The following is a 23855-nucleotide window of genomic DNA, read 5'->3' on the forward strand; positions in this document are numbered from 1 at the left end:
GTTGCTCCCTCCTCATCCCTTTACGGCTCCCATCGTCATACCCTGCATAATATGCTTACTAAAAATAGCGTAAAGAATTAAGATCGGCGCGATACTGATCACCAGCGCCGCGAAATATAAGGTATAATTAAAGGAATGGGCCTGCCCGAAGAACCGGATTCCTATAGATATGGTTCTTAGCTTTTCATCCCCGATCAGAATCAGGGAAAATGGATACTCGTTCCACGCGCTGATAAAAGAAGTAATAACCACAACGGATACGATCGGCTTGCACAGAGGGAATATAACCTTCCACATCATCTGGAAAAAATTACAGCCTTCCATATACGCGGCCTCGTCCAGCTCCCGGGGGATGGTCTTAATAAAATTTTCCATCAGCAGCACCGACAGCGGCATGGCAAAAGACACATAGGGAAACAGCAGCGTAAACCAATGGTTTAACAGGTTCAGCTTTTTAAATTCAATAAACACAGGCACCATCAGCGATAGAATCGGTATCACCATACCCGAGATAAACAGAAGGTATATCAGACGGGAACCGAAAAAGCGGTAGCGGGAAACCATAAATCCTACCGTAAAGGAAAACACAATCGTTAAGATCACCGTAAGAATACTCAAATAACCGGAATTCAGAAAACAGTGCCACAAGTCTCCGGTCTGCAATGCCTCCACATAATTGTGAAACGCCGGCTTTGCCGCCAGGCCAATGACGCTTTGCATAAAATCCTTATTATCCCGCAGAGAAGAATTGATCATCCAGAGAATCGGCAGGATGCAGCTCAGGGAAAACAGCATGACCATCAGGTTTACGAGAAAATGGAAACAGGTATTTCCCGCCTTCATCACTTTATTCATAGCGTTTTCCTCCTAACAGCAGCCTGCTTCCGAGCGTCAGCAGCAGCGAGATCACCAGGATCATAACCGCCAGCGCGCAGCCGTATCCCATCTTCATCATGGAAAAACTGACGTCGTAATTATACAGGGACAATACCATGGAAGAATTCCCCGGCCCGCCGCCCGTCATAACGGAGATATGATCGAAGGTCTTAAAGGAACCGGCGATACAGATCATGATACATACTTTAAGGGTATCGTAGATCATGGGGATCGTGATATAGATGCTTCTCTTCCAGCCGCTGGCGCCGTCTACCTCCGCCATCTCCAGGATATCCTTCGGAACCGAAGCGATGGCGCTGGTCATGATCACGAGATAGTATCCCACGAATTGCCAGATCACCGGAACCGCCACGCTGAACAGTACGATCTTCGGATCGTCCAGCCAGGGCCGGATCCAGTCCTCCCGGCCGATGGCGCGCAGGAACTCATTCAGAATCCCCGCCTGGTTACTGTAGATGATCTGCCACAGCAGGCCGATCACCACCGCCGAGATGATATTCGTGATAAACATCACTCTCCTGTGAAACTCCGTCCATTTCATCCACTTCATCGTAAAGAACAGGGTAAACACAAAAGCGATCCCCACCTGGCCCACCACCATGAGCAGGGTAAACACCGCGGTATTACGGAAGGAAAGCCAGAACGTGTCATCTCTGAGAATATCCAGATAATTCTGCATACCGAGAAACGTCATGCTCTTCCCCCCGGACCATTTAAACAGACTGTAATACGCCGCAAAAAAGATGGGGATAATCACCATAAATATATATACTCCCACCGGCAGCAGCAGTACGGTTCCGATCTTCCACCCCTTCGGCTGTAACGGATTCTTTCGCATTTCTTTCCTCCTTTTGGGCAAAAAGAGAGCAGGCAGATTTTCACCACCTGCTCCCGATAGCATATTCGGTTCACTTCGTTTCTTCTACTGCTGTCCTTCCTCATAGGCAGCCTGAAGCTTTTCCGCCAGCTGTTCCGGCGTTAATGTGCCGATCAGCAGTTCCTGATAGCCGTCTTCCGCCGCGGATACATAAGTCGCGTTAAATTGTATCTCCGGATTCGGCACTACTTCGTAATTTTCGAACATGGCAAACATCCGCTGCACCAGCTCGCTCTGTCCGGAACTGTCATATTCCGCCGTCTCTGCACAGGGTATGGAACCTCCCGCCGCGATCTGGGCCTGCACCTCCGGATCCGACAGACTCTTTACAAAATCCAGGGCGATCGCTTTCTCTTCTCCTTCTAACGCGCTGCTCACCGACACGCCCCAACCCTGTCCGCCGGACATGTATTTGGCGTTTTCCGGTTTCTCCGCGGTTCCGGGGAACATAGCTACCTCAGAGTTGGCGAGCACATCTTCCGAAGCATTGTTGACCACGTTTCCGGAAATCCAGAATCCGCCCATCAGCATTGCCGCCTTACCGCTGTAATAATAGGAGTTGGCAAGCAGTTCTTCCTGACTGTTCACATCCTCGTTAAACATACCCATATCCGCTAATTTCTTCATCTCCGTAATCGCCTGTACCATGCAGTCGTCGGTGAATTTCGCACCTTTTCCGTCTTTCAGGCTTTCATACCAGTCCAGATCCACATACCGGAACAGCACGCTTGGCATAACCTGGCTGGATACCATGTAACCCTGTTTATTGCCGCAGGCCACAGGGATGTAGCCTTTATTCTTTATCTGAGTCACCGCATTTTCTAATTCTTCTACGGTTTTTGGGAATTCCTTCAGTCCGCATTCCTCGAATATGGCCTTGTTATAGACGATCATACTGGATACGATCATCGACTGGGGAACACCCAGGATCTTACCGTCAAAGGTATAATCATTGAAGGCCCCTTCCACCATCCGGCCGCTCCACTGCGCGTCTGCGGCCACTTCCGGCGCCAGATCCAGAATCTGCTCATTATCATACATGGAAGGCATCAGTCCCGGCAGCGTCTGGAACACATCCGGCAGGGAGTTGGTGGCCATTAACGTCTTAAGCTTATCCTCGTATAGATCATGGGCGACCACTTCCACATTCAGTTCCAGATCCGGATATGTTTCCTGGAGCTTCTGAAGCATTTCATTCCCGGTTTTGGCGGAAATATCATTGTCATCACTCCAGGTTACCATCACGGACAGGGAGCAGTCCTTCCCGGTACCGGCCTGGTTTTCTGCGGGTTCCTTGGTTTCCGCCGCCGCATCCTGCGCGCCATCCGCGTCCTGTTTATTATCCTGGGCAGACGGTGCGGGCGCCGCTTCCTGCGTGCCTGATCCGCTGCCGCAGGCCGTCATCGATACCGCCATGACCAGAGTTAGTAAAACTGCAATCACTTTTCTCTTCATTTCTTTTCCCTCCACCATTTCTTACTTGTTCTCGTGTTTCTTTGATAGTCTCAATTATAGGGAAATCTCCTTTTTCTTCACACCAAAAAAACAATAAAAACTCCTGAATTTCTGTTCTCTTTTACAGAAATTCAGGCTGTTGGATTATGGCGGTGGTCCATCCCCTCTCATCCGTCTCATAGTAAAGCCCATAGCGTTCCCCGAATCTGAGCTGAATCCGGTTATTTACGTTTCTTATGGCAAAACAGGATTTTCCTGCAGAATCATCCTCCTTTTCCAGAAGGATTTCATTTAACCGGGCGCAGTCCGTCCCCACGCCGTCGTCGCTTACCTTTATAATCAGTTCCTGATTTTCCCTGTAGATACGGATCCGGATCGTCCCTTCCGCATCTTTTGGGATCATCCCGTGCAGAATCGAATTTTCCACAATCGGCTGCAGGATAAACCGGAGCGTCCGGCACGCAACGGCCTCCTCGTCTACTTCGAATTGGAAATGAACCGTATCTTCCAGCCGGATCTTCTGGATGACCAGATAATTGTCCAGATATTCCAGTTCTTCCCCGACGGTCACGATTTCGTTGACATTCCCCAGGCTTAATCGGTAAAGCCTGCTCATCGCCAGGATGATCTCTCCGGTCTTCGGCGCGTCCTCAAGCCTGCTCAGCCAATAGGCCGTATCCAGGTTATTGTATAGGGAATGGGGATTGATCTGAGCCTGAAGCGCGGCGAATTCCGCTTCTTTTAATTCTATTTTCTTCCGTGCAAGCTCATCCGCCAGCTGATCGATGTAGCCCGACATATTGTTGTAGGTATCTACCAGAACCCCCACCTCATCGTTCGAAGGCGTCATCTCGATATGCTTCATGTCCATGACCTTCAGACGGCCCGTCAGTTCCACCAGGGGCTTCGTACAGATCCTGGAAAACAGATAGGCGCAGCCGACGCACAGGATCACGCTGATCAGAAGGCTGCCGGCAAGAATCCGCTTCAGTACCACGCTGTCGCTCAATACATATTTGACCGGAACCACGTTGACCAGCGTCCATGGGCTGTCATTAACCTGATACAAGGTTACCATGCAGGGCTGTCCTCCCACGGTCTTCTCCGTCCTGACGCTCTCCCGGCTCATCTCCTCCAGGATCTCCCGGGGCGCCCTGCTTCCCAGTATGTTCATGTCTTCCGATGCGATGATATCGCCCTCTTTATCGATCATGTACGTGACATTATTTTCATCGGCGATCTGGTCCGCGAAGGATTTTGACAGCTCCTGCACCAGGATCTCGATCCGCATGGTAGCCAGCTTTTTCCCGGAATTCATATCGTTGACGGACCTGACCATGGAAATGGTCTTCTCGCTCTGGTTCAGCCCGTCCCATTGTTCGATATCCGTTACCCAGGTGAGCCGTCCTTTTAGCTGATCCGCGTCTTTTTTCATCTGCTCCTTCATGGGTGTTTCCCGGTTCGTTCCTACGAATACCGTTTCTCCCCACAGATTTTCAATGGATATTCCGGAGATGTAGTCCTTATTTCCCACGCAAAAAGACAGTCTCTTCTGCAGCGCGATCCGCTTCAGATCCATGATATCGTCCGGTTCTTCCCCCGTTTTCAGCCAATCCCTTACAATATCGTCCTGAATCAGAAGCACAGACAGATCATCCACGTATTGAAGGATTGTCTCCACATTCGTGCCGATATGCGCCAACGTATTCAGCTTGGCCGCACTCTCATTTTTCTTGACGATATTGGCGGACTGGGTAAACAGCATGGTCCCCACGATCAGCATAGGCAGAATCGAGATGGCTACGGCGGTTAAGAACACTTTATAGCTGAGGCTGAACATTCTCTTTTTGTGTTTCTTCTGTTTCATAGCAGGTTACGCTCCATATTTTCTCTGAACTGGCGTGGAGAACATTTTTCATATTTCTTGAAAATGAAACTGAAATATTTATAATTCTGATAACCGCACAGCTCGGCGATCTCATAGGTTTTCAAATGCTTCTCCCTGAACAGAAGCTTTGCCCTGCCGATCCGGTACTGGTTCAGATAATCTGCGAAATGCACTCCGGTTTCCTGATAGAAAACACGGCTGAAATAATTGGGCGTGACATAGACCAGGTCCGCCAGCTGCTCCACGCGGATCTCCGACTGATAATGGTCGGCCACATATTGAATCGCTGTGGCCACCACGCTGCTGTAAGAATAGGTGTTCATGGATTTTAACTGCTGAATCAGCTTTTCCATGAAGCCCTTCAGCCAGATCCGGATGTCATTCATCACACGGCACTGATTCAGTTCGTCCAGAATACTGGCGTTCTTACCCAGGATGTCCTGAAAATCCACGCCCATATTTTCCACGGAAAGCAGCGCCACGATGACCTGCCGGACCGCCAGATTTTTCAATTGCTCATAGTTGGCGTTGTGCTCCCGCACCTTTTGAAAGATCTGATCAATCACTTCCCCTGTCTTATCTGTATCCAGCCCTTTGATCCCGTCCAGCAGCATCTGTTCCTCCGCCTTCAGGTCAATATTCATATTTTCCCCCGGGGCTTCGATTTCAGAAAATTCGATGATCGTCCCCTGACCCTGGCCGCTCTTCATCTTTAAGGCGGTCATAGCTTTGGTAAAGAAATCCGGGACGTGTTCAAGCTTCTCCCGGACGTCTCCGATCGAAACCGTAACGGAGGTGTTCAGCATGACTTTCGTTTTCTTCTGCAACGTGCGGCAGTCTTCTACAATGTTCCGGCCCCCGGTTATATCCCGGTTTACTATGCCGCAAAGATAGTTATCGTGGGTAAAAAATGACTTGGCTTTGTATGTATTCCAAAAGATCCGGTCAAACAGGTCTCCTATCTTCTCATGCATTTTTTTCAGCTGCTCGTTGCTGTTGGACGGGACGATAGCCGAATAGTCGTCGATATCCACCACAATCACCTGATAGGCCGGGCCTTTAAAGTCCAGTTTCAGTTCTCCTGCCCTGAGAAAGAATTCATCATCTATGGGAATCTGTCCCTCAAGAACCTGCTGCAGAAAATAAGTCCGTATGATATCCATGCTACCGTCCATAATTTTGTTCTTTTCCTCGATCTGCCGGAAGATTTCCTGTTCCTCCTGAATCTTTTCCTTCACCTCCAGGATATTTTCCATCATCTCTTCCGCCTTCACCGGTTTCAGCAAATAATTCTTCACTCCCAGCCGCAGCGCTTCTCTGGCATAATCAAACTCGCTGTATCCGGTTAAGATGAGGATCCGGACCTCCGGCATGGTCTCGCTTAAGATCCTGGCCAGCTCCAGGCCGTCCATCACCGGCATCTTGATATCGATAACCGCGATCTGGGGGTGTTTTTCCCGTATAACCTCCAGTCCGGTTTTGCCGTTAGAGGCTTCCCCGACGATCTCACATCCGATTTTTTCCCAATCAATGGATTTTATGATCCCCTTTCGAACGATCATATCATCATCTACTACAACGATATCAAGCATACTCCTGCCCCTCTCCTCTTTCCATTGCAAACGCATCCTTAAACTAAGACTACGCCATGGAAAAACCCCTGTCAAGATATGTCATATTTTGCCTGATAAACTCCGCCGGCAAAATCCCAAAACCAAATCAGAAATTCAAGTCGCCGGCACCCACGAACCAATATACAAAATCCTCAATATTGCGTCCCCACTTTTCTAACCTCCTGTAATACGCAAAAATACCGCTCGGAAGTGATAAAAATCACTTCCGGCGGCAAAATATTTCCTCGCCTGACAGTCATTTTCCGGAATGCTTCTTTCATGTCAGACACCGTATACACACTTTCCCCTGTATTATTAGTATCAAAAACGTTCCTCTGTCTCCCCGCTATATGCCACATCCTCCGTCACATCATCTATACGATCATCCACAGGATAGAAGCTCCGGCGACTGTCCACCACCTGTGAGAGCCGCTCCACACGACCCCGCAAGGCGGCACAGAGGGCGTCTGCCCGGGCTGTGTCGATAAAGAGGGACCCTTTTACCAGTTCCCTCAGTTCCTCCTCAATTCCTGCTAGCCCGGTGAGGTCAAGCCATTCAAACGAAGACACCAGTTTAATCTGCTCGTCATGGGTGGTCTTAAACGGCTTACTGGGCGCCTTCGCCCCGGCGCTGATCATCGCCGGCGGCTTATCAAACCAAAGGGACGTTCCGCTATCATAAATCGGCGCACACCCTATCCATTCTAACGTCCTGGCGTTGCGGACAGCCCCGAAATTGTTCTGGTGCCTGTCCTCATTGACAATCAGGTAATCCAAAACAAGCATACGGTCAAGGCTGTCCCTGACGCCGGGAATACCAAGCGATTCACAGCAGTTCCGGTAATGCTGGTACACGGAAATATGGTTGGGCTTTGGCTGTGTCTGCATAATATACCAAGCCGTTACCAGCTCCGAGTCCGGCGTAATAAAATCCTCGCACACACTGTAAGGGTAATCCTCCTGCACAGTCAGCGTGTAAGGGACATGGGGGATGTGCAGCCGTTCCATGATTCTGCTTGCAAGCGCCTCGTTGTACGGTTCCTGCTGGGTCGCGCCGCTACCTCCTTTGAGCAGGCAGCGTTTCCCGTCAATAATCGTCCATTTCTTCTTCAGCCAGCCATCCGAGGTGTTGTCCGGCGACATCAGGCTGACCGCCCCGCCGCCGGAAGGATTCCCAAAGAGGATATTGCCCACGTCCTCTGAAAAAGGATTCTCAAAAAAGTTTACTTCATGCCAGGAAACCTTTCTGTCGGCTGGACAGATCCAATACTGATCCGACAGGGAAAGGCCCAGACATTTTTCCAACAACATCTGCGGGGAGCTGATGTGCAGTTCCTCCAGCGCCTGGCGCAGACCGGCGCGGCTTGCGGGAATTGCCCGCCCCCTCCACCATTCATTCAGCGCGGCGCGGTCAATCCTCCCCCTTTTTACAGGGATACCCACCGGAATATGGGCTGGATTCCATACCTCCCCAACAGCGGAAACAGAGCCGGCGGCGCTGTCCAGGCGGATTTCCGCTACAGGAATTTCTCTATGCATTAATATATATGTTTGAATAGTTTCCACCATTTTCCAACTCCCATCTACTGTTATTATTCTACCAAAATGCAGATGCTTAAACAAGCGTTTTGCGCTGTGGTATATTGGCGGTTTATTTGTAGGGAAGATATCCTTTTGTTCAACTTACATTCCTTCCCGCTACATTTATTTCCCTAAAATGCCCGTCGGACACACCATCCAACGGGCAAAGGTAAATATCAGAAATTCTAATAGAAGCGGCTCGGTTAAAGTTACTCCGGGGATCTGCAATACTGGAAAATCTGGACCTCTAAAATTTATAAAAATTTTTTCCTTTTCTCCTGCCTTTCCCTAGCAGCGAATGTCCCGCGTCATACTGCCTGCGTACATTTCTGCTAAAATACCCGGATCTCATAAAAGCCCAGGCCAGAATCCCGCCCATTACGATATACTGGATAAACTGGTTCCACCCCATCAACTTCATCCCGGTCTCGATGGTTTCCAGAATCAGCACCCCCATCACCAGCCGCCACGCGTGATAGCCGCTGCCGGTCTTTGACGCTTCCGAGTTCACAGCTCCGCTTAAATATACCGCAGTAATGCCAAAAATTTCCATACCGGCCCCATTATAGGACGTGGCTCTCCCATATTGTGATATCATGATCAGCGCAGCCAGCGCGCAGAAAAAGCTGCTGATAAGAAAACAGACCATTTTTATCAACGCCACATTCACATTCGACTGCCACACCGCCTCCTCATTTTCCCCAATCGCTTTAATATAGCGGCCCAGATATGTGAATGCAAAGACAAATGCAGCAACCATAAGGCACACGGCCGCGATCCAGATGTCGGTGTGAATCCCCAGTATCTTCGTCTGTGTCAGCACGCGGAAGGAAGCAGGCAGATTCGAGAACACGCTGCCGGATGATATGGTATAGGAAATCCCTTTGAAAATCACCTGTGTGGCAAAGGTCGCAGCGAATGGCGCCAGCCCCAGTACCGCAGTCAGAAAACCATTCAGTAGCCCGCAGAAAAGTCCCGCAAAAAGACTAAGAAGGATAACAATGACCGGATGTACTCCTGCGCCAAGCAGCCGCCCGGCCAGCACCGAAACCAGGGAAATCTGGTATCCTGCTGAAAAATCGATCCATCCGCCTGCCATCACAAAAGAAAGCCCGATGGTCATGATCACTACATACGTATTACGCCAGATGATTTTCCCGAGACTGTATACCTCCAGGAAATCCGGTGACAGTATGGTAAACATCAGCATGACAAGGCCATATAAGCCGAATATATAGAGATTATGCAAAATCTTACCTGATAAAATCTTTATATGTCCTTCTCTGCCGTTCATGACACCCCTCCGTCCATATTGACCGTTTGTTCATAGGGAACATTATAATGAACTCCATTTTCTGTAATAATAATATAGCGGTCCGCGAAATCCTGAAGCAGCTCCGTCCCGGACAGAAGCAGGCATACCGACGTCCCGCCGGCTGCCAGATCCCGCAGCCCTTTCCGGACGATCTGATAGGTATAGACATCCCTGTTGGTGCTGACGATCCGTCCGATCAGAACATCGGGGCGCTGTAGCAGCATCCTGTACATGGCAATCGCAGCTTTGGCACGTCTGGACAGTTCCGTGCTGTCCGGTTGCTCCATAATCCATTCATTTTCATACCACTCGGAAAATTCCTGTTTCACACTGCGCATCCGGCGCGGTTTCACCACTCCCAGTGTAGAGAAGCGCCGATATACGCCCATACACAGATTGTCCACCGGCGCGAGACCTGCCGCCATCTGGTCATGGTCACCAAAGCTCATGGCCAGGACATGTGGATGCCGGCGCGCCGGTATCTGCGGATGCGGGCGGGTGCGAATGACATCACCGGCGCTGCCGGTATCACAGACGTTTCTGTCGAAATTCATGAAAACAGAACCGTTGGCCACCTCCCCGTCCCCGCTCAGCGCTTTTAAGGACGTTCTGGATAGATCGATTACTACCGTAACATCTCCCCGATACAGGTCGACCTCCAGGCGCTTTCCCGTATAGGTATCAAAACTCACTCGGCAGGACATCTCTTTTTCCATGGTCTCCGCCGGGCTCTTCTCCACCGGTGTGGATGGCAGAAGCACACTGACCATCCGGTTGATCCCCTCCTGCTGCTCCGGGATATTGCAAAATATGCGGAGCACTTTCCCCCGGGTCAGAAACGCGATCCGTTCCGTGGTAGCCTTGATAGCCTCCATGTGGCTGCTGATGACCAGGAAAGAGATTCCATTGTTCTGGATCTGCTTCATCAACTGGCGGATCTTCCGATACTCATCCGCAGTAAAATTAAACGGGAACTCATCGATCAATATGATCTGCGCCCCCATCACATAGGCCTTTAGGATCTCCACCATATAGTGCTGGGCCGGCGTGAGCCCACCCGCTAGACATCCTGCATCGATCTGCAGCCCATATTCATCCAGCAGGCTCTGAGCCTGCTTTCTCATGATTAACGGATTCATCAGAAAGGAAAAATGACGCCGCCTGCGGATAACCAGAATATTTTCCCATACCGTGCGCGCCTGGACCAGGGAACTTCTGGGCAGTATCCGGATCACAGACATGGATTCTGTCTCCTCCGTACTGCGGGTAAGCGGAACACCCTTCAGAAAAAGTATACCGGAAACCGGAGAAACCCGATTCACCAATACCTGTACCAGCGCGTTCCGGACCGACTTTGAGACACTGAAAATGCCCAAGCTCTCACCTTGGAACACATTCAGGTTCAAGCCATCCAGCACCGGTCTGCCGTCCAACATATATACGATTCCCCTTGCACGGAACAATTCTCTTCTCATAGATTCTGTACCGACAGGCAAAAAGGAAAAAACAGCTCCACATCGGTTCCCATACCTGGGCAGCTGTTGATTCCCAGTCCGTATTCCTCTCCGAAATATAGCTTGATCCTTCGGTCCACGTTCTGCATTCCGATGCCTGTCCGCCGTTCCCGTTCCCCCGCCGGAAGATCATCCACGCGAATACTGTCCGTGAACCTCTCCAGTGTTTCCGCGTCCATACCCCGTCCATTATCCGATACCACCACGCTGACATGCCGGTCTATCTTCAGGATCCTTATTTTCAATTCCCCGCCTGCGGTCATCTGCGAGAATCCATGAATGATAGCGTTCTCCACCACCGGCTGCAACGTAAGCTTTGGCAGCACCGCGTCCAGCAGGAGCTCATCCTCATCATCCATCATCATCTGGTAACGGAAGCGGTCCCGGAAACGGAACTTCTGGATGGAAATATAACTGTTCACATTTTCCAGTTCATCCTTTAATGTAACCAGATCGCTCTTTCCGCTAATACTGTAACGGAAAAAATGTGACAGGGCCTGAGTGATGGCCGCAATGTCCCCGGAACCGTCAATCAGTGCCTGCCCCCGAATGCACTCCAGGGCATTATAAAGAAAATGCGGATTAATCTGATTTTGAAGGGTCTGAATACTGGCCTGCTTCATCAAAATATCACGCTCATAATTTCTGGCGGCCTCTCTGGAAGCCTGCGTTAACCGTTCTTGGATAATATGCTCCAAACGTTCTTCGGTAAGAATCCTCCATTTTTTCATACGCAACACCTCAACCGTAGATTTTCCGGTACTCCGCCGGCGTTATTCCGGCCGCTTTTTTAAAAATCTTGCTGAAATATTTCGGATCCTTAAAACCAACGGCGTCTGAGATCTCCAATATGCTCAGATTACTTCGCTTTAACAGGTCTTTTGCCTTCTTGATCCGATAGTCCGTGACATATTCTGAGAAGTTCTGCCCTACTTCCCGCTTGAACATCCCCGAAAAATAGACCGGGCTTAACGTCACTTCATTTGCCACGATTTCCAGGCTAATATGCTCCTTATAATGTTCTTCAATATAAGTGACGGCCTGCCGGATAGGCCGGGCATTCTGGGTATGGGTATGCTCCATGATATCCTCCATAATGCCCGAAAATTTCTCCTGAAACGCCGCAGCGTATTTATCCATCGTATAAGCCATCATCAGCACATAGGTCGTCTCCTTGGCCATGGTATTCACATCCGCAAACGCATCGATCAATTTTTCATTAATATCGAAGAATGCATTTTTCAGATCTTTCAAAGCCTCATAGGCGATAGCTCCTCCCAGAATATGTTTTGGCAATGTGAAGAATTCCTCGGTACAGCGGCGGAACTCCGTAACATTCAGCGTCTCGAAAGACTGCCGGATCTTAGCAGCCAGCTTTTTCATCTTATCCTCATACAGAGACTGGGAGGAGTTCTTCGTCTCGCCGAAAAAGATCACCTTCTGAAACCCCAGCACCATGCGGGCCCAGACTGCTTTCTGCGCTTCGTCCCGGGAACATATGGCTCCGGCCAGATCCGGATATTCATTCCCGATACCCACGGTTACGTACAGCCCCAAGAAGAGGTCGGTCACATTTTTCGCCTGTAGCAGGAGGGCCGGCATATTCTGCCGGATTTCCCTGTCTTTTTCCTCCTCGTAGTTCAGCAGGACTTCCACCCGGTCCGTTTTCCGGTCGTACAGAATATCGTGGCACAAAGGTCCGAAGATTCTGTCTATTGTCTCTTCCACCTTCTTTTGCAGGGAGGACAGATTTTCATAGATTATCTTGATATCATCTGTATAGTCGATTTTTACAAGTAAGAAACGGAACAGACCCGGCCGAAAGTTCAGGCCGTAAGTGCCGTTCAGGCTTTCCATGGATAAATCGGAAGTTTCCGTATCATAGAACGCTTTTTTCATGAAAAAGCTGCGGAGCATCCCGGTATCATCCTGGGAGGACGCGCCGTTTGCCCGAAGGTCTTCGGATATTTTTTTCAGCGCGCTGTTTAATTCTATTGCATCGATCGGCTTTAAGAGGTAGTCGGCCACATCATATTTTAACGCGTTATAGGCATAATCAAACTGACGGTATCCGCTGATCACCACAAACCGGCAGGGGTATCCACGCTGCTTCGCCACCCGGATCACGTCCAGGCCGTCCATCAGCGGCATGCAGATGTCCGTGATTACGATATCCGGCTGTCCTGACTCTATTATGGACAGCAGCTCCCCGCCATCGCAGGCATGGCCGGCCAGCATGAGACCCAGCTCATCCCAGTTGATCAGTTTGGCAAGCATACTGCAGATGAGCTGCTCATCGTCTGCGATTACCACCTTAAGCTTCGTCGTCATAGTGCCGCACATAGTTCATCCCCCTTATATCTACTTCTTCGATCATATCATGACTGGGTGCAAACTTCAAACGCTACTGTTTTACTGCGCTGCTGTATTTTTCTTTATGCTGCTGTTACTTTTATTCCTATTCTTCAGCCAGCCAGCGGGAGCTTTCATCATAGAGACGTTTCAATGTCTCCGGGTGGTCAGCCCCCGCCCACTGGTCGGCATTTTTCAGGCCGCCCATAAAGGCATCGCGTCTGATTGCCATGTTCCAGTTAATGGGGCGGTATTTGGTAAGTTCTGTTCTAGGGATTTGGAATGTGCTGTCTGTGAATACCGGATCCATGCGGTCTTTTTCGTAGATTCCTTCAAAGTAGAGTATACCCCACCGGCCCGCGCGTTTTTCCACACGGTAATGCATACGGCACCAGCACTGGGAGTCCATCCATTCTACACCCAGTTTGGAGCGGAAGTTCAGGAAGCAGAGGACTTCGGCAATGGCACGGGTGCCCTTTAGCCAGACTACTGTGTTGTTGATCCGGTGGCCGTGCATTTCATGAGGTTCACCCTGAGGCCAGGGTTTGGGCATGATGGTAGGATTCCCCAGGTATTCGCTTACCGGACCCTTGAACCAGGTGGTGAACAGTTGGCCGTCCTCATGCCAAAGTTGTCTTTCTTCCTGTTTGTGGCTATAATCACAGCAGTAGCGGTCGTATTCTACCAGCTCCCGGATTCTCATTTTTTCAAACATTTCTTCGTCGCTTAGGTTTGCCATTGGCAATTCATAGAACATTTTCAATTTGCTTTTCTCCTGTCCGGTATTATTTTATTTTAAAGTATTGGCATCGTATATGACGCTTACCTGGCCGCATTTGTGTTCTTTTACGTCATAATCTAGCTCTTCCGGATCGATGCAGGGGAATGGCATTCCTGAAGGGGTGTCTTCCTCAGTACGGCCTGCTAGGATTTCCTGCATTCCATTTCGGATGTCGCGGGCTGCTGCGAGGGTCAGGTGAGACCGCTCATGGCCGGTGTAGATGATTACATCTTCCGGCATCCGCTTGATGAATCTTTCATAGTAGAATACGCTTTCTTTCAGATCCCGGCAGCGCTGGCAGGTGTTATGCAGCTGGATCGCGTCACCGCCCAGTACGTAATTTTCAGCCCTGTTATAGTAGACCAGAGAGCCTGGGGTGTGGCCCGGAAGTTTGATAACTTCGAATTTTACTCCTCCAAGATCGATCAGATCCCCGTCATCGATGTTTTGGAAAGCTATGCCTTCGTTGTGCAGATAGTGTTCTTCACAGTATTGTAAGACTTCCCGGTTGTTTTTACAGAATACGCCCAGGTCACTTAGACGTCTCTTTACATTCAGGTTCCAGGCTAGTTTGGGCAGTTCCCGTTCGTTCATGCAGGCTTCGTCGAAGAGTATGGCGCCTCCGGAGTGATCCAGGTCCACATGCGTCATATATGCGTGCATGGGTTTGGGGCCGGCGGTTATGTTCCGTTCTATGTAGCTTCTCAGGCCGGACGTTACTCCCAGGCCGGTATCAAATATGCCCGTCTTGTCGGCTCCTGGGACAACGTAAATGTTAAAAATGTTTTCCGGGTTTAAGTAACATTCACGGATCAGGTATAGGCGGTCCCTCAGTTTTTCATGGGATAGGAAAGTAAAATCATTTATCATAGTATCATGTGACATCCTTTCTGGGTTCTTTCTCGAAATAAGTTATGGTTTTGATCGTTAAAAGGTAAGGCTTTTGCAAAATTTCAGGGATTTTGAGGCAGAACTTTGGAATCGTAGGGAACGTTATAGGAACCACACTTGTGTTGGCGTACATCATATTCCAATTCTTCGGGATCTATGTATTCGAAGATCAGTTGGAAAGGCTCATCCTCCTGCGTGTCTCCGGCCAGGATTTCCTCAAATGCCTGCTTTAATTCAAGACAATCGCGGATCGTCTGAGTCTCATAGCCATGATTGCTGTATAATATGATATCCTCCGGCACCATTTCGATGAATCTGGTGTAGCAGTCCAGGCATTCCTGTAAGTCACGGCATCTCTGCCAACTGCTGGTCCGCAGTATGGCATCTCCCATGATGGCGTAGTTTTCGGTTCTGTTGTAATAGGCAAGTGAACCGGGGGTATGGCCAGGGAGTTTTATTGCCTCCAGCTTTATATTTCCCAGATCGATCTCGTCGCCGTCCTCTATGTTTTTGGTCTTCAGATGTTCATTGCAGACATAATGCTTCCGGCAGAATTCAATCAGTTCCTGATTATTATGACTGAACATTTTCAGGTCGCTGAACCTCCGCTCTACATTCAGATTCCATTCTAATTTCGGCAGTTCACGCTCATTCATATAGACTTCATCAAATAAAGCTGCCCCGCCGATGTGGTCCAGGTCTCCATGGGTGGTATAGCAGACCATCGGGGTTTTATCGGTAATGCATGTCTCGATGTAACGTCGCAGCCCGCCCGTTACGCCAAAACCCGCGTCAAACACTGCGGTCTTGTCATCACCTGTCACAACAAATATATTGAAGCAGCTTCCCTTTTCAAAGCTTTCATGTACAACATACAGATGTTCACGGAGCTGCTCATGGGATAGGAAATCAAACTCGTTCATAACTTTACCCTTCTTTCACAATTTAACGTTTTGGGACATGTCCATTTCAGATTGGACATGTCCCAAACTGATTTGGACATGTCCCTAATCACATGTTTAGTTCTTTGGCCCTGCAGCAGCTGACAAAATGGCCGGGCCTTAATTCTTCCAACTGCTGAGGTTTGCCGCAGGCTTCACACACGTATTTGCAGCGTGCCGCGAACCTGCAGCCGGGTTGGGGATCTACCGGGGAAGTCAGCTCGCCTTCCAACGGTATATTTTCCATCGGAGTGTGAATATCAATAGTGGGTATCGCGGACAGCAACGCTTTCGTATAAGGGTGCAGCGGCATGGTGAACAGCTCATCGGAGGGGCTGGTCTCGACCATCTGGCCCAGATACATGACGCAGATATCGTCGGAAATATGCTTCACCACCGACAGATCGTGGGTGATGAACAGATAGGTAAGTCCCATGTTCTCCTGCAGATCCTGCAGCAGGTTCAGCACCTGGGCCTGTATGGACACATCCAGGGCGCTCACCGGCTCGTCACATACGATGAATTTGGGATTCGGTGCCAGCGCCCGTGCGATCACGACCCGCTGCCGCCGTCCTCCGTCCAACTCATGGGGGTAGGATGTCCGCAAGCGCTGATCGATACCCACCAATTCCATTAACCGGTCGGTTTCCTTCGGGATCTGGGACGGGCTGTATCGGCCGGTCAGCCTAAGCGCCTCCTGTATGGCTTTCTCCACCGTATAACGGGGATTCAGGGATGAGAACGGATCCTGGAAAATGATCTGCATCTCTTCCCGGAGCTTTTTTAATTCTCTGCGGCTGACGGATGTGATATCCCTCCCCTCAAACCGGATGCGCCCCCCAGTGCTCTCCAGCAGGTGAATCAGCGTCCGTCCAAGTGTAGATTTTCCACAGCCGGATTCCCCTACGATTCCCATGGTCTTACCCTTTTGTATCGTAAAGGTAACATCATCCACCGCATGCAGCAGTCCCCGGGAAGTTTTAAAATACTTTTTTAAATTCTGTGTTTCCAGCAATGCTGACATATGACTTCCCTCCTATTCTTTTCTCTTGTTACAGCGGCAGAAATGCCCGGATGTGAGTTCCTTCATCGGAACCTTTCCCTGCCCGCAGGCTTCTGTGGCCAGAGGACATCTGGGATGGAACCGGCAGCCCGTCGGCAGGTCCGTAGGGTTCGGAGGCAGTCCGACAATGGGTTTTAAGCGGCTGGCGCCGCTGTCCAGCTTTGGAAGTGCATCGAACAGGCCGATCGTATACGGATGGGAGGGATGATCGAAGATATCCTCCTTCGTACCACTTTCTACGATCTCACCGGCGTAGATCACCGAAACGTCATCACAGTTCTGCGCCACCACTCCCAGATCATGAGTAATCAGAATCATAGAGGTGTTCAGCTTCCTCTTTAAATCATTGATCATGCGCAGGACCTGCGCCTGGATGGTCACGTCCAGGGCTGTGGTAGGTTCGTCGGCCAGCAACAGCTTGGGACGGCAGGCCAGTGCGATCGCGATCACAACGCGCTGTTTCATCCCTCCCGAAAACTGATGCGGGTACTCCCCGGCACGGCTGGCGGGAATCCCCACTAATTCCAGCATTTCTTCCGCCCGGACGGCCGCCTCTTTTTTACTGACATCGTTGTGCAGCCGCACCACCTCGGCGATCTGCTGTCCCATGGTTTTCACTGGGTCCAAAGCCGTCATAGGATCCTGGAAAATCATGGACACCTGCTCTCCCCGTATCTTTTGCATCTGCTTTTCACTCAGGGATAAGATATCCCTCCCATTGAACTCAATCTCTCCGCCGGGTATCCTGGAAGAGCGTTCCGGCAGAATCCGCATGACTGCCTTGGCGATAGTGGTCTTTCCCGCCCCGGTCTCTCCCACCAGGCCCAGCGTCTTCCCCCGCCGAAGGGACAGGGATACGTCATTTACCGCATGGATCACTTCCCCTTCCGACGTATATTCCACTACTAGGTGATTAATTTTTAAAAATGCATCCTGATCCTTTAATTTAACTTTCGTATTTACATTATCTTTCACGTTTAGCTGTTCTGATCGCTTTAATTCTTCCATCTCCGGCCTCCTGTTAATTTTTCAGCTTCGGATCCATGGCATCCCGGATACCGTCACCGATGATATTAAAGCAGAGCACACAGATAACGATCAGCATCCCAGGCCCCACCAGCATATAAGGGAATTGTCGGATATAAGTCTTGGCGTCAGCCAGCATGGCTCCCCATTCAGGGCTGGGCGGCTGTACACCGAGACCGATATAGGCCAGCGTCGCCGCGTTCAGAATCTGGGAAGCGATTCCCATGGTCGCCGCCACGATCACCGGTGTCATAGCGTTCGGCACAATGTGGCAGAACATAATCCGGAATACACTGCAGTTCGTAGCCTTCGCCGCCTCCACATACTCCATCTCCCGGATAGACAGCATCTTCGCGCGGATCTCCCGGGCATATATCACGATGGAACTGACAGCCAGCGCGATCAGCAGATTGGTAAATCCTGCGCCCAGGACCGCTGAGATCGTCAGTGACAGGAGGATACTGGGCAGTGAGGAAAACAGGTCCAGGACCCGTGTGATCACCATATCCACTACCCCGCCGAAATAAGCAGCGACAGCGCCAATTATGACACCGGCCACCAGCGCGATGGCGGTGGAGAGCAGACCAATAGCGATCGAGTACCGTCCGCCGTACAGACAGCGGGAAAATATATCTCTGCCCATAGCATCCGTACCAAACAGATGCTTCAGGGACGGCCCCTGTTTAATCGCGGAGGTATCCATCACCTCATATCCGTATGGAGCAATCAGCGGTGCCATAATACAGGCAAGCAGGATGACCAGCAGAATGACCAGGCAGATCATAGCCATCTTTTGTCTGCGGAATCTCCGCCAGAAGATGGCAAAGCTTCCCACCTTTTTCTTACGCTTTGCATTGGGCAAAGTCAGGGCAGCAGTTCCTGCACTCATACAGCCACCTCCTTTTTGTTCCTGCTCCGCTTCTTAGAGCTGCCCGTGAAACCAGCCCTGATGCGCGGATCCACGAAAGCGTATCCCAAATCTGTAATCAGATTCAGCAAGCATACCCAGATCGCAATAAAAATAACCGTTCCCTGCACCACCGGATAATCGCGGCTATTCAGGGCATTTACCAGATACACTCCGATCCCCGGTATACTGAATACATTTTCAATAATCAGTGATCCCGCGATCCCCCCGCTCAAAGTAAAAAACATCTCCGTAATAATAGGTATACTGGCATTGGGCAGCGCGTGGCGGAAAATAATCCCTTTTCTGGAGAGTCCTTTCGCCCGGCAGGTCACAATATAGTCGGAATTCAAAGATTCCAGCATAGAAGAGCGGGTCTGTCTCGCCTGCATAGCGATCCCGATCACCGAATTTGCAATAGTCGGCAAAATATAATATTTGAAGCTCCCGATTCCCATCATAGGCAGCCACCCCAGATTCAGCGCAAATACAATGACCAGCATCAGGGCCAGCCAGAACGGCGGTATCGATACGGCCACCAGCGAGAAAAACATCGCGATCCGGTCTTTCCACGTATTCGGGTTCACTGCCGCGATAATCCCCAGCGGAATCCCGATCAGTATCGTCAGCACCAGACTGTTCACCGTCAGCAGCAGAGTCCTTGGAAATCTCTCCATCAGAGAACTCTGAATCGAGGAACCGTTCGTAATCGACGTTCCAAAATCAAAATGGAAAAATACATCCTCCACATAATCCTTCAGACGGACAATATAGGGCTGGTCCAGTCCCAGCTTCTCCCGGATCAGTTCCACATCCTCCTCATCCGCATCCGTACTGGCCACGATCCTGGCCGGATCGCCCGGTACGAAATACATCAGCGTAAAGATCACCACCGTTACACTTAAGATGAGCGGTATCATCCACAGAAGCCTTTTTATCACATATTTTATCATGGCATCTTACCTCATTTACAGCAAACGGCCGCCGATCACCGGCTATGGCTGCCTCTGCCTTCAGTCGTGATCGTACGGCCGCTGCTCTATTCTTTCAAACTCCAGCTGTTATTTATTGATTAAATACCGATGAATAAGTGCACGCGCCCGGTATAATGCCGTACTGCCCGGAAGTCACAAAATTGGTGACACCCTCTTTGCCCACGATATATTCCTGATTGTTGAACAGGCCGTAGAAATATCCCATTTCCGTAAAATAGTTGTGGCAGGCCAGAATATCCTCGTCCGTCGCATCCTGGCTCAGGCTGTTTGCATAGAGGGATGCCAGCTTCTCATCATGGATCATGTTGGCCTGGCCGTAACTGTTGGTGGCCAGGAAATGCGCCCAGTAATCAGTCAACAGGCCGGAGCTCTTCCCTTTAAAGGCCAGAACCATATCCCACTGGTCGTCCTGTGTGCAATAGGTCTCATACAGCGCCGGTTCGTAGGCTTTGATTTCCGCGTTGATTCCTGCCGCCAGTAGCTGACTCTGAAGAATCACTGCCACATTCTGGGTGAAATTCGCACACATCAGGGATATTTTCAGCTCACCGGATTCATATCCGGCTGCTTTCAAATATTCTGCGGATTTGGACAGATCACAGCCGTAGCAGTTTTCAGCCGCCGCATCCGCCATTGCCTGCTGAAACCCGGAATACTGTTGTCCGCCGTCCGTATATTCCACTTTTCCCTCGCCATTGACCGCTGTAGCCAGAAGCGCTTCGTTATCGATGGCATACAGGACTGCCAGCCGTAGGTTATGCTCTTTTAACACACTCTTATCACTGCAGTTGAGTACCAGGGAATAACAGGGAACACTCAGCTCGGACTGTACGAACCATCCATCAAGTGCCGCCTGGCTGCCGGTATCATAGAAATATCCGATATTATCTGAGTCGATACCCGCGACCATGTCCACCTCGCCGGTCTCCAGCGCGATCGCTAACTGTGCGGTCTCATTAATCACTTTATAAGTAATGGAATTACAGTTCTGCTGCTGAATAACGCTTCTCTTATCCTCTGTCTGCCAGTAGTTCTCATTTTTAGTCAGGTTGTAGTAAGAACCCGTCGTATACTCATCCACCAGATAAGGTCCTGTTGCGACCGGATGCGGCGCGTACTCCTCTTCGCCGATGCTCCCATAGGTCTCTTTATCTACGATATAGATCATCATAGATTCGCAGAAGGATGCATAATCCAGAACCTGCGCGTAGGTAAAATCTAGTGTGTAGTCATCCACCGCTTCCACGTCCACGATATCTTTGACACGGTTATTATAGCCGCCTCCCGCGATACACTGTTCGTAGCTCCACACCACATCTTCGGAGGTGATGGAGCTGCCGCCGGAATCCTTCACGTAATCATAGAGGTAAACCCGGTATGTAAAATCATCCAGTTGTTCATAGCTCTTCCCGATAATACCTACGAAATCCCCGCCGAATGAGGTATAGTTAAACAGGGTTTCATAGACTTCCGCATACATTTTTCTTCCATCCGATGAGGGTTCCCAGGGAGCCAGGCTGCCCGGGTCTGAGGACAGGGCCAGATTGACATGTTCTGCCACAGCCGCTCCCGCTGTACCAGTCTCCGTCCCGGAGGGTGCAGAAGCCGCTGCGCCTTTGTCCTGCTCTGCGACCGCGTTGCCCGCAGGCTGTGCTGTATTATCAGCCGGTTTCTCCTGCCTGCCGCAGGCAGTCAGGGTTAATAACATAATTCCCACTAGAATAAGGGCCAGTATTCGTTTCATAGATTCCTTCTCCTTTTGATCATCATTTTCTGTTATCACTTGAATAGGACGCCCATTATATGTCTTTGGATATTTTGTGAAATATGACGAACCACTTCTTCAAAAACGCAATAATCAATACAACAAATGCCGCCGGCCGGAACACACCTGTTATTTCATTTGACATTTTAAATATTTTTTTACATTTTGTTCGTCCTTTTCTGTTTAAAATGATAGCATTTCTCATTTCGCTGTAACAGGCATTAAATTTAAGAATAAGTGTCTTTTCTTACTTTTTTAAGTGATGAACGGAACAATCCCGAATCCAGCGTAATGAAATCCCCACCCACACTGTACGGGAATTCAAATACCATCAATCAATATTTACCAAAATATAGTAAAATACCATTTAAAGATAACAGCGAAGGTAAGCAATGAATATCAATCAGACAATTTATAATGAAATTAAAAAGAATAACAACATATAATAACCACATCTCAAGTGCTTTCGCTAGGATATTCGAAACAGCTGCTAACGAATTATGAAAAAGAAGGTCTTTTGGAACGATGCAGACATGGTGTTATATCCTGCCGGATACCGTGCATGATGATATGTATACTATGATGCTTCGTTCTGACAAAATTGTGTTTTCACATGAGACTGCTCTGTTTTTAAATGGATTATCAGAAAGAACACATTTTATACACACAGTGACCGTTCCAAGTAATACAGCTTTGCCAAACTCTTTAAAAGGCGAATGCATCTGCTTTTATGTAAAACCAGAGCTGCATAATATTGGAATTATTGAAAAAAGCACTCCCTTGGGAAACATCGTCAGATGCTATAATGTGGAAAGAACAATTTGTGATTTCTTAAGGTGCCGTAATCGCTGCGATGATGAAACAGTCATTAGTGCCATTAAGAATTATGCTGTATATGATAAAAAGGACTTAAATCTCTTATCTGTATATGCAAAACAATTTAAGGTTGCAAACGAATTGAAAAAATATCTGGAGGTACTGTTATGAGTTCAAAAACAATAAGCTATGTACCGACAGAGAGGGGACTGGCTCCTTGCGTCAGCACAGCCAAACGGCGGAATTCGAATGGCGCAAGGTGCCTGTCCCCGGACGCCGGCAATAAAATCCTCTACTTGCGCCCCCATCTCCGCCACAAATACACCCCGCCATACAACATCCCCCAGATCAGCAATACCATGCCTACCGCGGCCGGCAGATACCAGGCTCCGAACATTTCCTGAATCACATCCAGAATCGACCCTTCCGCCGCCTCGCTGATAAACAGATAGTTACTCTTTAACTGCCGATTGACCACCGCATCCACGGCCGCCAGCACGGCCAGAAAGGCAAAACAGCCCGGAAGCCTTCTGACCCGCGGGACAAACCCGTCGGCAAGCATCAATACCGGGATCAAAAACAGCAGAACATGCAGCATAATAAACAGCAGATAATAAATATTCCAGAACGGATAATAAATCTCTCCCGGAGTTATCAGCGCAGCCAAAGCACCCGGCATGCCAAGTGCGAACACAAGCTCCCGGGGGAACTCTTTTTTGCTGTAAACGGCATAAAACTCCACAAACATCATGACATCGCACAGATGCAGCGGCAGATCCCAACGGGGAGAAAACACGCCGCAGGCGATGCGAAACCCTATCCGAAAGATACAGCCCAAAACCAGAATCCAGGCCAGCAGCCGCAGTATCTTTCCCCGGCGACCGCCGTTTTGCTTTCTGAAAAGCCAGACCGCGAGCAAGCATCCAAGCAGGGCTATCGCAAGCCAGGTCAGATGCGTGGCGCTGAATATCGGAACACCTTTTACATCCCCCGGCATCTTTGACAATGGTGTCCAAAAATACAAAGCAGCCGCCTCCTCCCCGATCTTCTTTTTTTTGACCGATCGTTACATACTCACTTTCTAACATCATATGAAACACAGTCCGCTTCCATAATCTTTATTTTACCACGGCGGGCGTGCCAAATACATGAATTTTCCGGTAGTTTCTGTCTCAATT

At 49.6% G+C, this 23855-nt stretch carries 21 protein-coding genes; 2 read left to right on the forward strand and 19 right to left on the reverse strand.

Going from position 1 to position 23855, the window contains the following annotated elements; all coding sequences use genetic code 11:
• Positions 1–12: 12 nt before the first annotated feature.
• From KTH89_RS10860 to KTH89_RS10945, 18 genes are all read right to left on the reverse strand, one after another.
• The gene (locus tag KTH89_RS10860; protein ID WP_158342401.1) at positions 13–855 is read right to left on the reverse strand and encodes a carbohydrate ABC transporter permease; all 843 of its coding nucleotides are present in this window, start codon (positions 853–855) and stop codon (positions 13–15) included.
• Positions 848–1735 carry a carbohydrate ABC transporter permease gene (locus KTH89_RS10865; RefSeq protein ID WP_158342400.1) on the reverse strand — a complete coding sequence of 296 codons (888 nt, stop codon included), beginning with the start codon at positions 1733–1735 and terminating at the stop codon, positions 848–850. The genes KTH89_RS10860 and KTH89_RS10865 overlap by 8 nt, the downstream gene beginning before the upstream one ends.
• Positions 1736–1819: 84 nt before the next feature.
• Entirely contained in the window at positions 1820–3229 is a 1410-nt protein-coding gene (locus KTH89_RS10870; protein WP_238721678.1) for an ABC transporter substrate-binding protein, read from the reverse strand.
• Between the two features lie 121 nt (positions 3230–3350).
• Positions 3351–5096, reverse strand: coding sequence for a cache domain-containing sensor histidine kinase (locus KTH89_RS10875; protein WP_158342398.1), 1746 nt, complete (start codon positions 5094–5096; stop codon positions 3351–3353).
• On the reverse strand, positions 5093–6709 hold the full coding sequence (locus KTH89_RS10880) for a response regulator (protein ID WP_238721680.1): 1617 nt from the start codon (positions 6707–6709) through the stop codon (positions 5093–5095). The genes KTH89_RS10875 and KTH89_RS10880 overlap by 4 nt, the downstream gene beginning before the upstream one ends.
• Positions 6710–7051: 342 nt before the next feature.
• Positions 7052–8299 carry a HipA domain-containing protein gene (locus tag KTH89_RS10885; protein ID WP_158342396.1) on the reverse strand — a complete coding sequence of 416 codons (1248 nt, stop codon included), beginning with the start codon at positions 8297–8299 and terminating at the stop codon, positions 7052–7054.
• A gap of 259 nt (positions 8300–8558) precedes the next feature.
• Positions 8559–9605 carry an ABC transporter permease gene (locus KTH89_RS10890; protein WP_158342395.1) on the reverse strand — a complete coding sequence of 349 codons (1047 nt, stop codon included), beginning with the start codon at positions 9603–9605 and terminating at the stop codon, positions 8559–8561.
• Positions 9602–11062: an ATP-binding cassette domain-containing protein gene (locus KTH89_RS10895; protein ID WP_238721682.1), complete on the reverse strand. Its 1461-nt coding sequence runs from the start codon at positions 11060–11062 to the stop codon at positions 9602–9604. Before KTH89_RS10895 ends, KTH89_RS10890 begins: the two co-directional genes overlap by 4 nt.
• A 35-nt stretch (positions 11063–11097) precedes the next feature.
• A complete protein-coding gene (locus KTH89_RS10900) occupies positions 11098–11871 on the reverse strand; it encodes a sensor histidine kinase (RefSeq protein ID WP_158342393.1) in 774 nt (257 codons plus the stop codon).
• A 10-nt stretch (positions 11872–11881) separates the two neighbouring features.
• A complete protein-coding gene (locus tag KTH89_RS10905) occupies positions 11882–13483 on the reverse strand; it encodes a helix-turn-helix domain-containing protein (protein ID WP_158342392.1) in 1602 nt (533 codons plus the stop codon).
• A gap of 115 nt (positions 13484–13598) precedes the next feature.
• Positions 13599–14255 (reverse strand): hypothetical protein, encoded by a 657-nt coding sequence (locus tag KTH89_RS10910; RefSeq protein WP_158342391.1) that lies wholly within the window; start codon positions 14253–14255, stop codon positions 13599–13601.
• Between the two features lie 27 nt (positions 14256–14282).
• Entirely contained in the window at positions 14283–15143 is an 861-nt protein-coding gene (locus KTH89_RS10915) for an MBL fold metallo-hydrolase (protein WP_238721684.1), read from the reverse strand.
• An 83-nt stretch (positions 15144–15226) separates the two neighbouring features.
• Positions 15227–16087: an MBL fold metallo-hydrolase gene (locus tag KTH89_RS10920; RefSeq protein ID WP_158342389.1), complete on the reverse strand. Its 861-nt coding sequence runs from the start codon at positions 16085–16087 to the stop codon at positions 15227–15229.
• 88 nt (positions 16088–16175) lie between these two features.
• Positions 16176–17129: an ABC transporter ATP-binding protein gene (locus KTH89_RS10925; RefSeq protein WP_158342388.1), complete on the reverse strand. Its 954-nt coding sequence runs from the start codon at positions 17127–17129 to the stop codon at positions 16176–16178.
• Positions 17130–17141: 12 nt separating this feature from the next.
• On the reverse strand, positions 17142–18176 hold the full coding sequence (locus KTH89_RS10930; RefSeq protein ID WP_158342387.1) for an ABC transporter ATP-binding protein: 1035 nt from the start codon (positions 18174–18176) through the stop codon (positions 17142–17144).
• 13 nt (positions 18177–18189) lie between these two features.
• Complete coding sequence (locus KTH89_RS10935; protein ID WP_238721686.1) at positions 18190–19083, reverse strand: ABC transporter permease; 894 nt, start codon at positions 19081–19083, stop codon at positions 18190–18192.
• On the reverse strand, positions 19080–20054 hold the full coding sequence (locus KTH89_RS10940; RefSeq protein WP_238721688.1) for an ABC transporter permease: 975 nt from the start codon (positions 20052–20054) through the stop codon (positions 19080–19082). Before KTH89_RS10940 ends, KTH89_RS10935 begins: the two co-directional genes overlap by 4 nt.
• Positions 20055–20166: 112 nt before the next feature.
• The gene (locus KTH89_RS10945; protein WP_238721690.1) at positions 20167–21840 is read right to left on the reverse strand and encodes an ABC transporter substrate-binding protein; all 1674 of its coding nucleotides are present in this window, start codon (positions 21838–21840) and stop codon (positions 20167–20169) included.
• Positions 21841–22321: 481 nt separating this feature from the next.
• Between KTH89_RS10945 and KTH89_RS24970 the strand changes: the two genes are divergently transcribed.
• Positions 22322–22444 (forward strand): hypothetical protein, encoded by a 123-nt coding sequence (locus tag KTH89_RS24970; protein WP_317250699.1) that lies wholly within the window; start codon positions 22322–22324, stop codon positions 22442–22444.
• On the forward strand, positions 22387–22848 hold the full coding sequence (locus KTH89_RS10950; RefSeq protein WP_238721692.1) for a type IV toxin-antitoxin system AbiEi family antitoxin domain-containing protein: 462 nt from the start codon (positions 22387–22389) through the stop codon (positions 22846–22848). Before KTH89_RS24970 ends, KTH89_RS10950 begins: the two co-directional genes overlap by 58 nt.
• A 121-nt stretch (positions 22849–22969) precedes the next feature.
• On the opposite strand, the gene KTH89_RS10955 is transcribed toward KTH89_RS10950, so the two are convergent.
• Positions 22970–23701: a YwaF family protein gene (locus KTH89_RS10955; protein ID WP_238721694.1), complete on the reverse strand. Its 732-nt coding sequence runs from the start codon at positions 23699–23701 to the stop codon at positions 22970–22972.
• Between the last annotated feature and the right edge of the window lie 154 nt (positions 23702–23855).

It is taken from the genome of Diplocloster agilis (assembly GCF_019042275.1).
In the GTDB taxonomy this organism is placed as follows: domain Bacteria; phylum Bacillota; class Clostridia; order Lachnospirales; family Lachnospiraceae; genus Diplocloster; species Diplocloster agilis.